The following is a 12319-nucleotide window of genomic DNA, read 5'->3' as shown; positions in this document are numbered from 1 at the left end:
TAATGGAAGGGAAATTGCATATATGAGCTGTATGCGCTCACTTGAGCAAATAATGCAGAAGCGGCCGTTCTGGTGACCGTTCTGATGCCCGTACTGATGGCCGTGCCGATGACGCACTTGCCCGCTTGAAGGGTTAAGCAAATGACTGCTGTGGCTGAACTCGCCATCCCTTGTGATGTCGAAATGGCTGCTGTCTCGCTCACGTTGCCGGCAGTCCTGCGCTCCGCCCGGCAAGCGCGGACCTTTACCGCGGAGTCATTGCGACGGTGGGGCGAGAGCGAAGAGACCACCGAAGCGGCCGTGCTGGTCGTCTGCGAGCTGGTCACCAACGCCATCCGCCATGGAGCACGACCGCCGGCCGAATGCGGCGGCGGTCGGGGGCCGGATTCCGTGATCGCTCTCAGGCTGGTCCTGGAATCCGACGCGCTGTGCATCGAGGTGCACGACGCGTCCGCGGTCCTGCCCGTCCAGCGCACGGCCGGCCGGGAAGAGGACTGCGGACGCGGGATGGCGATCATCGCGGCGCTTGCCGAGACCTGGACCTGCGGCGTGGATCCTGGTGGCGGCAAGTGGGTCCGCGCGACCCTCGCGCGCCCTGGCCGCGGGGGACTCACGCCACTGGCCTGAGACCCGGCACATAGGCCATTCCATGGGCACCCGATTCGCCGGACTTCGGTACGTCCAGCGTGGTCACCGTCTCCAGTCGCTCCAGGTCCACCACGGTCACGGTGCCGGCAATCCCGGCGGCGACATAGCCGTACCTGCCGTCCGGGGAGGAAATGATCGTCAGGGGGAAGGCGCCCACCGGGATCCGGCCCAGTGGCGCGTCGCCGTCCTGGCCGTGGACATACAGCAGCCCGGGGGCCTGTCGGCCCGGCGCCGCGCTGTCCGTGGCCGTGCGCAGTTCGCCCGTCAGGACGAGACCGGTCGCCGTGACGTGAACGGGGAAGAGCGTGCCCTCGGCCGGCAGCGTCCGCACGATCGCACCGGTCGCCGTGTCGATGACCCGCACGCCGTGCTCCCGGCCCGGACCGGCCGCGAAGTCCCCCGGCGGGGTCGCCACATACACCCACCGGCCGTCAGCTGAGATCGCGATGCCCTCGCTGCCCGGCACCGCGATGCGGTCGGTGACCGTACCCGACACCAGGTCCACGACCGAGACGAACGGCGCTTCCTTGTTCGCGGTGTAGGCGCGGCGGCCGTCCGGGGTCAGCACGAACCAGTGCGGGCCATGAGCGCCGACCGGCACCCGGCGCACCACGGTGCGGGACGCGGCGTCCAGCGCCACCAGGGCACCCGCCTCGTTCCCGTGCGCCTCCACGCTGACCCACAGCAGTTCCCCCGACGGGTCCAGGGCCATCCCGTGCGGCGCGCACTCGGGGGAGAGGTCGACGGTGTCGACCAGGCGCCGCGCGTCCGGGTCGATCCACCAGCTCGTGCGCCCGGCCGCTGTTGGCGTGGTAGGAGCCGGAGCGGTAGGTCACGGTGGCGTAGAGCAGCCGCCGCGCCGGGTCGTAGCACAGCTCATGGGGCTGGCTCGGTACGGTCACCGCACCCAGGCGGTCGTACGTCGCCGCGTCGAAGAAGGTGACCGTGGGGCCGCTCTGGCTCACCACGGCCAGGACATCTGCCGTCGTTGTCGTCATGGGTACAGGCTCCGGCGGCCGGACCCTTGACTCCAGTGCGGCTCTGACAAGGTGTCATTGCGCCGCGCGCACACCATGAGGCAGCGCCGGGGATCCGTCGTCCGGCCGGTGAGCGGAGTCACAGCGGAGTCACACCGTTCCACCCGCGGTGGGGGAAGCGCCGAGCGGAGGTGGCCCACGCAAAGGGCCGGACCCGTCGGTAGGAGTCCGGCCCTTCGCGGTGTGTGCCGCTCAGTGGGCTACTTGAGGAAGCCCATGTGCTCGTAGACCGGGTGCTCGGTCATGCCGAGGGCGCCCATGTTGGCGAGCTTCTTGTTGACGGCCGCGATGTCGGGGCGCTGGTAGAGCGGCAGGACGCCGGCGATCTGCCAGGCCTCGACGTCGGCCTGGTTGGTCTGCTTGAGCGCGCCGGCCGGGTCGGCGGCGTTGGTGCTTGCGGCGTACATGAGGTCATCCAGCTTCTTGCTGCCGACCTTCGCGTAGTTGTTTCCGCCCTTGACGGCGTAGACGTTGGTCGAACCGCTCGCGGGGAACGGGGTGCCGAGCAGGGTGTAGGGCGTGATGTCGAAGTCGCCCGGGGTGATGTACTTGTCGAAGAAGTCGTTGCTGGGCACCGTCTGGACCTGCAGCTTCACGCCGACCTGCTGGTACATCTGCGTCAGCATCGACCCCTCGTTGGTGGACGCGGGGGTGCCGGACGGGATGACGAACCGCAGCGACAGCTCCTGGCCGCCCTTCTTACGGATCTTGCCGCTGAGCTTCCAGCCCGCCTCGTCCAGCAGCTTCCCGGCCGCCTTCGGGTCGTACTTACCGAGCTTGCCCGAGTTGTCCTGGTACCCCTTCTGGTTGGCGTTCAGGAAGTTGTTGTTCTTGACGGAGGGCTTCCAGCCCAGGCCCTTGAGGTCCGACTTGGCGATCGTCTCGCGGTCGGTGGCCATGAAGAGCGCGTGGCGGACCTTGGGGTCCTTCAGCTTGGCGCTCTGGCCGTTGAACGTGATCTGGCGGTAGTTGGGGCCGCCCGCTTCCCGGATCTCACCGGCCGCCACCTTGGACGCCTGCTTGTAGGCGGAGGCGTCGCCGCCGACGTCGAAGTAGTCGACCTCGCCGTTGGCGAAGGCGCCCGGCATCGAGGCCTGGTCCATCGCATGGAAGACGATCTTGTCCAGCTTGGGCTTGTCGCCCCACCACTTCGGGTCGGCCACCACGGTGACCGTCTTGGCGGACTTGTCGATGGTGCCCACCTTGAAGGCGTTGCCGGTGACCGGGATCTTGTTGACGTAGGCGGTGTTGAAGGCCTTGGCGTCGGAGACGTACTTCGCCGGGTAGAGCGGCTGGTTGGCCGCCGAGTTGAACATGCCCTTCCAGTCCGCGAACGGCTTGGCGAAGGTCATGACGGCCTCGTAGTCGTCCTTGCCCTTCTTGACATCCGCCACCTGGTCGAAGCCGACGGTGGAGGTCACCTTGTACGCCTTGTCGTGCCCGTCCAGGGCACGGGTGTTGGCGGCGACGTCCTTCCAGGTGATCGGCGTGCCGTCGGACCACTTGGCCTTGGGGTTCAGGTGCCAGGTGACGACCTGCTTGCCCTTGACGGTCTTGGTCGAGGCGTCCAGCAGGAACGGCTTGTTCGGGAGCTGCTCGCCGTCCGCCTGCGAGTTCCAGAAGCTCGGCATGAGGGACTTCATCACCTCGGTGGGGCCGGCCTGGAGACCGTCGATCTCGACGATGTTCCACTGCGTGGCGAACGTGGTGATAGCCCAGTTCATCGTCCCGCCCTGCTTGAGCTTCGCGGGGTCGGTCGCCTTGATGTTGATGGAGGTCGACTTCTGCGGGGCCTTCTGCTCCGCTTCGTCACTGTCGGAGCCGCCGCAGGCGGTCAGCGCGAGCGACGACACGGCGAGCGTGGCGACGAGGGCGAGTGGATATCGGGAGACCTTCACGAGTTCCTCTTCCTGGGTGGCCGTGCTGTGCCGGCCACCGGTGTGTGGGGTGGAGCAGGCGTCCGGGCGGATCAGTGCGATGCCGAGCCGATGCGGCGGCGCATCACTGCGCTGCCGCCGGCTCGACGACATCGACCGCCGCCGCGTAATGGCAGGCCGCGGTGTGGTCCGGTCCGAGGACGGCCGTGGCGGGGTCCTCGTCCCGGCAGCGGGCCTGCTGGCTTTCGCCGAGCCCGGCGTACTTCGGGCAGCGTCCCGCGAACCGGCAGCCGGACGGTACGTCCGCCGGGCTGGGCAGATCGCCGCTGAGCAGAATCCGGCTGCGCTCGCGCTCCTTGCGCGGATCGGGCAGCGGGACCGCGGACAGTAGCGCCTGCGTGTACGGATGCGAGGGCGCGGCGAAGACGTCGTCGGCCGCGCCGAGCTCCACGATCCGGCCGAGGTACATGACCGCGATGCGGTCGGCGATGTGCCGTACGACGGACAGGTCGTGGGCGACGAAGAGATAGCTGAGCCCCAGGCGCGTCTTGAGCTCGTCGAGGAGGTTGAGGACGCCCGCCTGGATGGAGACGTCGAGGGCGGAGACCGGCTCGTCGAGGATGACCAGCTTGGGTTCCAGTGCGAGCGCGCGGGCGATGGAGATGCGCTGGCGCTGGCCGCCGGAGAACTCCTGCGGGTAGCGGTCGGCGTGCTCGGGCTCCAGGCCGACCATGTCGAGGAGTTCGGGGATCCGGGCGGCGATCCGCGCCTTGTCCCAGCCGTGGGTCTTCAGCGGCTCGGCGAGGATGTCGCCGACCGGCATCCGGGCGTCGAGCGCCGCCATCGGATCCTGGAAGACGATCTGCATATCGCGGCGGAGCCCCTTGCGGTCCGCCCGGCGCAGGCCGCGGATGTCCTTGCCGAAGACGGTGACGGTGCCGGCCTGGCCGCTGGGCAGGTCGAGGATCTCCAGCAGGGTGGTGGTCTTGCCGCAGCCGGACTCGCCGACCAGGCCGAGCGTTTCGCCCTCGCGGATGTCGAAGCTGATGCCGTCCACGGCCCGGACGGTGCCGACCGTGCGCTTGACGATCGCGCCCTTGGTGAGCGGGAAGTGCTTGATGAGACCGTCGAGTTCGAGGACGGTGGCGCGCTCCGCACGCGGCAGCCGCTCGACCTCGGCGGCCTCCGGCAGGACCGGCAGCGGATACACCGCATCACGGTCGAGCCCGGCGCCGATCTCGTGCGCGCGGTGGCAGGCGGTGGGGTGGTCGCCGCCCTCGGCGACCGTCAACTCCGGTTCCTGCGTGCGGCATTGGTCGATCGCGATGGGGCAGCGCGGCGCGAACGGGCAGCCGGGCGCCAGGTCGACCATCTTGGGCGGATTCCCGTCGATGGGCGTCAGGGCGCGGCGCGCGGTGCCTTCCGCGCGCACCTCGTCCAGCCGGGGGATCGCGCCCAGCAGGCCGATGGTGTACGGCATCCGCGGCGTGTAGTACACGTCGTCCACCGGTCCCGCCTCGACCGGCCGGCCCGCGTACATGACCTGCACCCGGTCGGCGAAGCCGGCGATGACGCCGAGGTCATGGGTGATCATGACGATGGCGGCTCCGGTGACCTCCTGGGCGGTCTTGAGCACCTCCAGGACCTGGGCCTGGATGGTCACGTCGAGGGCGGTGGTGGGCTCGTCGGCGATGATGACCTTGGGGTCGTTGGCGATGGCCATGGCGATCATCGCGCGCTGCCGCATACCGCCGGAGAACTCGTGCGGGAACGCGTCCACCCGGCGCTTCGAGTCGGGGATGCCGACCACGTCGAGGAGGTCGATGGCCCGCTTGCGGGCGACCGCCTTGTCCAGCGACTGGTGGACCTGGATGGCCTCGATGATCTGGTCGCCGACGGAGTAGACGGGGGTCAGGGCGGACAGCGGGTCCTGGAAGACCATGCCGATGTCCTTGCCGCGGATCTTCGACAGCGCGGCATCGCCGAGGCCGAGGAGTTCGCGTCCGGCGAGCTTGGCGGACCCGGAGACCTCGGCGCTCTCGGGGAGCAGTCCGAGGACGGCCATGGAGGAGACGGACTTGCCGGAGCCGGACTCACCGACGATGCCGAGGACCTCGCCGGGACGCACGGCGTAGGAGACGCCGCGTACGGCGTGCACCTCACCCGCTTCGCTCGGGAAGGAGACCGTCAGGTCGCGGACGTCGAGGACGGGCTGTGTCGCGTCGAGGGCCTCGGTGGGCTGGGCCGGGCTGGTCTCGGTCACCGTCGGGGTCCTTCCTGGGGTGCGCCGTGCGCGGAGTGGTGGTGTGGGGTGGGGACGGCACGCTTCACGAGGCGGCGCCCGGACCGTCCGCGGTGGCCGCCGGTGCCGGAACCGCCGCGGCCGCGGACGGCCGCTGCTGCTTCAGCCGCTTCTTCTTACGGGGCGAACGCGCCTTCGCGCCCGTCGCGTTGGGGTCGAGCGCGTCCCGCAGACCGTCGCCGATGAAGGAGATGGAGACGCCGATCAGCACCAGACAGCCGGCCGGGAAGAAGAACAGCCAGGGGTAGGTGGTGGCGTTGGTGGTGTTGTCGGCGATGACCGTGCCGAGGGAGACATCGGGGGCCTGCACGCCGAATCCGAAGTACGACAGGCTGCTTTCGCCGATGACCGCGGCGCCGACCTGGATCACCGTATCGATGATCAGCATCGAGGCCATGCTCGGCAGGATGTGCCGGAAGATGATGACCGGCGCGGGCACGCCCATGTACTTGGCGGCCTTGACGAACTCGCGGTCCTTGAGGGTGAAGGTCATGGACCGTACGACGCGGCCGGTGATCATCCAGCTGAAGGCGCCGAGCAGGACCACGAAGATCAGCCAGGTGGCGCCGCGGAACGCGGGCGACAGCACGGCGATGATCAGGAACGAGGGCATCACCAGCAGCAGGTCGACGATCCACATCAGCACCCGGTCGGCCCAGCCGCCGAAATACGCGGCGAAGGCGCCGACGGTGGCGGCCAGGAACGTGGAGATGACACCGACCAGCAGGCCGATGATCAGCGACTTCTGCAGACCGCGCATGGTGAGCGAGAAGAGGTCGACGCCGCCCTGCGTGGTGCCCCACCAGTGCTCCCCGGAGGGGTCGGCGAGGAAGTTCATGTAGTCGTGCTGCTGGTAGTCCCACTTGGTGAACAACGGGCCGACGTAGGCGCCGAGGAACAGCAGCACGAGGAGGAACAGCCCGAACAGCGCCAGGCGGTTACGGGCGAAGCGGCGGACGGTCAGCCGCAGACGTGAGGTACGGCCCTTCTCGGGACGGTCTTCCGCAGCATCGGCCGGGATGGGGCCGGGGGCGGGTTCGGTGGCAGGGGGCAGCTGGACGCTCATCGCGCGCTCTCCTGAGGTGCGGTGGGTGGGGTTCGGCCGGCGGGATGGGTCAACGGACCCGTACGCGCGGATCGAGCGCCGCGTACAGCAGGTCGGACAGCATCCCGGCGATCAGTACCAGTACGGCGGTGAACAGTCCCACCGTTGCCACGGAGTTGACGTCCTGTTTCTGAATCGAGTCGACGAGCAGCTCGCCCATGCCGTGCCAGCCGAAGGTCTTCTCGGTGAAGGTGGCGCCGGTGAACAGCAGCACGATGTTGTAGACCAGCAGCGGCACCAGGGGCAGGATCGCGGTCCGCAGGCCGTGTTTCACCAGGGCCTTTCGTCGGCGCAGCCCCTTGGCGCGGGCCGTCCGCAAGAAGTCGCTGCCGAGCACGTCGAGCATGCTGGAGCGCTGGTAGCGGCTGTAGAGAGCGACCTGAAGGATGATCAGGGTGAGCGCCGGGAGCAGCATGTGCTGGGCGCGGTTGACGAGGGCGTCGATGTTCCACTGCCCCGCGTACTGCGCGTCGTACTCGCCGAGCACCTTGATGGTCTGCGTTCCGTCGTTGAGGGCGGTGGCACCGATCTTCAGCGCGACACCGATCACGAACACCGGCATGGCCAGCACGAAGAACGAGGCCAGGGTGGTGAACCGGTCGAAGAGCCGGTATTGGCGAATGGCCCCGAACGCGCCGAGGGCGACACCACCCAGGGAGCCGACGATCGTGGCGAGCAGCAGCAGCCTAGTGGAGACACCCACCCGTCGGCCGAAATCGTCGTTGACGCTGTCGCCTTCGATGGTCTTGCCTAGATCCCCGTGGGCGACGCCTTCCGCCCAGTGCCCGAACCGCGTCAGGATCGGGGTGTCCGGGTTCATGTTGTACTCGTCGAGCGTCTTGGTGATGGACGCCTCGGGAAGCGGTGGATTGCGGCCCTCGAACTTGGCGCGTGGATTGAGGCTGAGCCCCGCGACGAAGTACGTCAGTGCCGCCGCGACGACCACCAGGACCAGATAGTTCGCCAATCGGCGCAGCAGATATCGGCCCATGTTTCGATGCCTCTCCCTCTTACGCACCGCATCAGCGCGTTGCGGCTGAGGTGGGGGCGGTGCTGTCCGAGCGACATCTTTTAGCGATAAAGGCCGATTGTCGATCACGGGATGTTTACGGAGCGGTAACGCCAACTCCTCCAACGGGCGGGGGCATTACGGACACAACCCGATGAACGTGTGAGCCGGAGCGTACCCTTACCTGTTATTCGCAGGTGGGGGCCGCTCCTCGGGGAACGATGCCCGGTATGCGGACGACGTGTCGAACGTCACGACGCTCGGGCGTAATTGAAGAAGACTTTACGTATTCGGGCGGGGCGACATGCGGCGTTCGGGTGCCGCGGGATCCGCTCCGACGGCCTGAGCGGGAGCGCCACCGGCCCGGTCGTCCGGGCGGGCCACGGAGGGCAGTTGTCTCGCGCGCTCCCGTGCCCCGCCGGGCGCCGGCCGGTCCGTCGCTCTGACCGGCCGAACGGCAAGCTCAGACGGAGGCGGGAAACGCGAACCGCACATCGGTCAGTTGTTCCGAGACCTCCCACAGGCGGCGGCCGGTCGCGGCATCGGCCGCGGCCGGGGACAGCTCGACCCGTGTCGGTCCGCCGCGCAGCTCGGCCGGGCCGTCCGGCCCGATGAACTGACCGCCCGCCACATCCGGTTCCGTCGCCGCATACAGCTGGGGCAGCGCGCCCTGCGCCGGGGGCTGGGCGAACAGTGGGTTGCCGATGCGGCCGAAGACCACCCGCCACAGGCCGATCGGCCCGTTCATCTGCAAGTTGGTCGCGGTGTAGCCGGGGTGGGCGAGCACGCTGCGCACCGGACTGCCGGCCTCGGTCAGTCGACGGTGGAGCTCCCGGCCGAAGACGGCATTGGCCAACTTCGACTGGTCGTAGAACCCCATGGCCGAGTAGCTGCGCGCACCGTCGAGGTCGTCGAAGCGGATGCGGCCCTTCCGGTGATTGATCGAACTCACCGTGACCACGCGGGGATCGCGGCCGGGGACTTCCCCTTGGTCCAGCGGGGTCGAGGGCTTGGGGGCGGCCAGCAGGTCGAGCAGCAACCCGGTGAGGGCGAAATGGCCCAGATGGTTGCAGGCGAACTGCACCTCGTGGCCCTGTGCGCTCAGGGTGCGGGGCGGTGCCATCACGCCGGCGTTGTTGACGAGCACGTCCAGCCGCGGATGGTCGGCATGCATCCCGTCGGCGAAGGCGCGGACCGAGTCGAGGTCGGCCAGGTCGAGACGGCGCACCTCGAGGCGGGCATCCGGCTGCTCGGCGGTGATCTCTGCGACGGCCCGGCGGCCGCTGTCCTCGTTGCGCACCGCGAGGATCACGTGCCCGCCCCGGTGGGCGAGCGCCCGGGTGGTTGCCAGGCCGAGGCCGCTGTTGGCTCCGGTGACGACGAATACCCGCCCGGTCTGGTCCGGGATCCGCTCGACGGTCCAGTGCTGCTTCTGTGTCATGCGGCATAGGCTGCCGTCAGTGGCACTTGGTGTCAAGACGCTACCGAGTGTCATGTGAGGCAGCGTGGCGCTACCATGGCCGGGTGAACTCCCGCCCTGAAGTCAGCCTGGCCCAGCGCAAACGTCAGCTCGTGGCGAACGAACTGACCGAAGCGGCGCTGCAACTACTGGCGCTCAAGGGGTTCGACGCGGTCACCATCGACGAGATCGTCACCAGCGCCGGAGTGTCCAAGCGGACCTTCTTCCGGTACTTCGCGTCCAAGGAGGACGTGGTCGTCCAGTTCCTGGCCGACATGGGCACCGGCATCCACGCCGAGTTGGCGGCCCGCCCCGCCGACGAGCGCCCCTCCGTGGCCCTGCGGCACGCCGTCCGGGTCCCCCTCGCCGCCTGCGCCGGCCACTCCGACCGGGCCCTGCGCGTGGTGCAGCTGATTCTGTGTACCCCCGCCCTGCGCGCACGCTTCCTGGAGCGCCAGGCGCAGTGGCGCGACGAACTGACGGCGGAGCTGGCGCGCCGCCAGAAGCTCGACCCCGACACCGATCTGTACCCGCGGCTCGCCGCAGGGATGGCGCTCACCGCCTTCGACGCCGTGCTGCAACGGTGGAGCGGCAGCGACGGTGCCGAGGACCCCGCCCTACTGATCGACCGGGCCTTCGCGGTCCTCGCCCCCGCGTTGGACGCCGACGTCTAGCGGTCTCCGCCTACGGCGGCCGGAGCGTCCGCGGGGAGCGGCGCCGGCCGTGGCGTCGCGGCATGCGGTGTGCCGCCCGGCCGCTACGTGTCGGAAGGGAAGGGCTGCGTGCGGGCGATGAGCAGGGCGACGTCGTCCGGGTCGTCGGGGCGCCGGAGTTCGCGAAGGAGCCGGTCGCAGGTCTCTTCCAGGGTGCGGTCGGGGGCGTCGAGCAGCCGGCGCAGCGTTTCGAGGCGTTCGTCGATGGCGTGATGGCGGGTTTCGACCAGGCCGTCGGTGTAGAGGACCAGTTGGTCACCGGGGGCGAGGGGGAAGGCGGTGGTCTCGAAGGGGACGCCGCCGACCCCGAGCGGGGTGCCGGTCGGCAGGTCGAGGAGTACGGGGGGCCGGCCCCTGCGCACGAGGGCAGGGGGAAGGTGGCCGGCGGTGGCGATATGGCACTGGGCGCGGTGCGGATCGTAGGTGGCGTAGACGCAGGTGGCGATGTAGTGCTCCAGACCCGAGGTGATCTTGTCGAGGTGCTGGAGGACCTGGGCCGGCTCCAGGTCGAGGTCGGCGAAGGCGCTGGTGGCGGTGCGCAGGCGGCCCATGGTGGCGGCGGCGTCGATGCCGCTGCCCATGACGTCACCCACGACGAGGGCGGTCTTGTCCCCCTCCAGCGGGAGGACGTCGTACCAGTCGCCGCCGATCTCGTAGGTGGCCTGCGCGGGCCGGTAGCGGGAGGCGATCTGCAGACCGGGGAGGTGGGGCGGGTGATCGGGGAGCAGGCTGCGCTGCAGGGTCACGGCGGCGTTGCGCACGCTCTGGTGCGAGCGGGCGTTGTCGATGCACACGGCGGCCCGGGAGGCCAGCTCGGCGGCGAGGGCGAGGTCGTCCTCGTCGAAGGGCACCGCATTGCGGGCGCGGCTGAGGCCCAGGAAGCCAAGGATGTGACCGCGGGCGGTGAGCGGCGCCAGCATGTAGGAATGCACCCCGGCGCGGGCCAGCAGCCCGGCGGCGTGGTCGTCGCGGGCGATACGCCCCAGATCCGCGTCATCGGCGTGGGAGATCAGGATCGGGCGGCCGGTGCGGACGCACTGGGTGGCCAGGCGGTCAGCGTCGAAGGCGGCGATCTGACCGGGGGGATCGGCGGCCTGGACTGCTTCGGTGGGGTAGGCCGCCTTGACCGCGAGGGCGCGGAAGACCGCGGGGCCGTCCCTGCTGGCGGGGCGGTGCTCGTCCAGTACGGAGTCGAGCACATCGACCGTGACCACGTCGGCGAGCTCGGGAACGGTGACCTCGGCCAGCTCTCGGGCGGTCGTGTCCACCTCCAGGGTGGTGCCGATGCGGGCGGAGCCGTCCGCGATCAGGGCCAGCCGCTGCCGGGCCTCGGCGGCCTCCTGGGCGGCCTGATAACGGTCGGTGACATCCACCACCAGATCGGCCACTCCGAGTACGCGCCCCTGGGGGTCGTCCAGCCGGTACAGCGAGATCGACCAGGCGTGCTGGTGACCCGGATCGGCCGGGGTGCGGCCGACGATGGTGGACTGGTCGACCATGGGGACGCCGGTCTCCAGTACCTGCCGCATCGCGGCCTCGGGCACCTCGAACTTCGCGGCGGTCATGATCTCGCGGTAGTGCCGGCCGAGGTGGTCCGCCTCAGGGATGCCGTGCATCCGCTCCAGGGCGGGGTTGACGGCCACGTACCGCAGATCGGTGTCGAGAATCGCCAGCCCGATGGGGGACTGGGAGATCAGCCGGGTGGACAGGGCGACGTCCCGCTCCACCTCGCGCAGCGTCGATGAGTCGGTGGCGAGCCCCAGCGCGTAGAAATCGCCGCGGTCGTCCAGCAGCCGCATATTGCGCAGCTCCACCAGCCGCGCGCCGCCGTCCTTGCGCCGGATGGGGAACACGCCGCCCCAGCTCGTACCGTTCTCCATGACCTCGGCGAACTTCTTGATCACCAGGTCCCAGTGCTCTTCGTTGACGAGCAGCGGCGCGGCGTACTGCCCGAGCGCCTCGTCGGCCGTATAGCCGTAGAGGTCCTCGGCCTGCGGACTCCACAGGACGATCCGCCCATCGGCGTCCACCAGCACCGCGGCGACCCCGAGGAGATCCAGCAGCCCGCTGGGCTGCGGCGATACGTCCTCCGGCTCACCGAGGCCCGCCGGAAGCCCATCGGCTGCGCTCACCCGGGCCCTCCGTCCGCTCGACGGACCATGTGGGCAC

The 12319-nt window shown here is 69.5% G+C and carries 9 protein-coding genes; 2 read left to right on the top strand and 7 right to left on the bottom strand.

Annotated features, from left to right (window positions below):
- Nucleotides 1-141 precede the first annotated feature (141 nt).
- A complete protein-coding gene (locus AC5677_RS03325; RefSeq protein ID WP_497193489.1) occupies nt 142-627 on the top strand; it encodes an ATP-binding protein in 486 nt (161 codons plus the stop codon).
- Here AC5677_RS03325 and AC5677_RS03320 read toward each other — a convergent pair.
- The 6 genes from AC5677_RS03320 to AC5677_RS03295 form a co-directional block, all read right to left on the bottom strand.
- A complete protein-coding gene (locus AC5677_RS03320; protein WP_497193488.1) occupies nt 611-1360 on the bottom strand; it encodes a hypothetical protein in 750 nt (249 codons plus the stop codon). The two genes, AC5677_RS03325 and AC5677_RS03320, sit on opposite strands and share 17 nt — an antisense overlap.
- A 525-nt stretch (nt 1361-1885) precedes the next feature.
- Entirely contained in the window at nt 1886-3715 is a 1830-nt protein-coding gene (locus AC5677_RS03315) for an ABC transporter family substrate-binding protein (protein ID WP_497193487.1), read from the bottom strand.
- Nucleotides 3687-5825, bottom strand: coding sequence for an ABC transporter ATP-binding protein (locus AC5677_RS03310; RefSeq protein ID WP_497193486.1), 2139 nt, complete (start codon nt 5823-5825; stop codon nt 3687-3689). Before AC5677_RS03310 ends, AC5677_RS03315 begins: the two co-directional genes overlap by 29 nt.
- A 64-nt stretch (nt 5826-5889) precedes the next feature.
- Nucleotides 5890-6930 carry an ABC transporter permease gene (locus AC5677_RS03305; RefSeq protein ID WP_497193485.1) on the bottom strand — a complete coding sequence of 347 codons (1041 nt, stop codon included), beginning with the start codon at nt 6928-6930 and terminating at the stop codon, nt 5890-5892.
- A gap of 49 nt (nt 6931-6979) precedes the next feature.
- Complete coding sequence (locus AC5677_RS03300) at nt 6980-7960, bottom strand: ABC transporter permease (RefSeq protein ID WP_497193484.1); 981 nt, start codon at nt 7958-7960, stop codon at nt 6980-6982.
- 481 nt (nt 7961-8441) lie between these two features.
- The gene (locus tag AC5677_RS03295) at nt 8442-9419 is read right to left on the bottom strand and encodes an oxidoreductase (protein WP_497193483.1); all 978 of its coding nucleotides are present in this window, start codon (nt 9417-9419) and stop codon (nt 8442-8444) included.
- 83 nt (nt 9420-9502) lie between these two features.
- Here AC5677_RS03295 and AC5677_RS03290 point away from each other — a divergent pair, with 83 nt between their 5' ends.
- Nucleotides 9503-10111, top strand: coding sequence for a TetR family transcriptional regulator (locus AC5677_RS03290; RefSeq protein WP_497193482.1), 609 nt, complete (start codon nt 9503-9505; stop codon nt 10109-10111).
- An 83-nt stretch (nt 10112-10194) separates the two neighbouring features.
- Here the strand turns inward: AC5677_RS03290 and AC5677_RS03285 are convergent, their stop codons facing one another.
- Nucleotides 10195-12282 carry a SpoIIE family protein phosphatase gene (locus AC5677_RS03285; RefSeq protein ID WP_497193481.1) on the bottom strand — a complete coding sequence of 696 codons (2088 nt, stop codon included), beginning with the start codon at nt 12280-12282 and terminating at the stop codon, nt 10195-10197.
- Nucleotides 12283-12319: the final 37 nt, after the last annotated feature.

This window comes from Streptomyces sp. JLSY215 (assembly GCF_059682825.1).
The sequence above is the reverse complement of the archived record's forward strand: the minus strand, read 5'-3'. Positions and strand labels throughout refer to the sequence as shown.

What these genes read in the sequence shown, in the direction of transcription:
- AC5677_RS03300 (WP_497193484.1), bottom strand. Translation starts at nt 7,960, where the DNA reads ATGGGCCGATATCTGCTGCGCCGATTGGCGAACTATCTGGTCCTGGTG.
- AC5677_RS03325 (WP_497193489.1), top strand. Translation starts at nt 142, where the DNA reads ATGACTGCTGTGGCTGAACTCGCCATCCCTTGTGATGTCGAAATGGCT.
- AC5677_RS03315 (WP_497193487.1), bottom strand. Translation starts at nt 3,715, where the DNA reads ATGTCGTCGAGCCGGCGGCAGCGCAGTGATGCGCCGCCGCATCGGCTC.
- AC5677_RS03295 (WP_497193483.1), bottom strand. Translation starts at nt 9,419, where the DNA reads ATGACACAGAAGCAGCACTGGACCGTCGAGCGGATCCCGGACCAGACC.
- AC5677_RS03305 (WP_497193485.1), bottom strand. Translation starts at nt 6,930, where the DNA reads ATGAGCGTCCAGCTGCCCCCTGCCACCGAACCCGCCCCCGGCCCCATC.
- AC5677_RS03320 (WP_497193488.1), bottom strand. Translation starts at nt 1,360, where the DNA reads ATGGCCCTGGACCCGTCGGGGGAACTGCTGTGGGTCAGCGTGGAGGCG.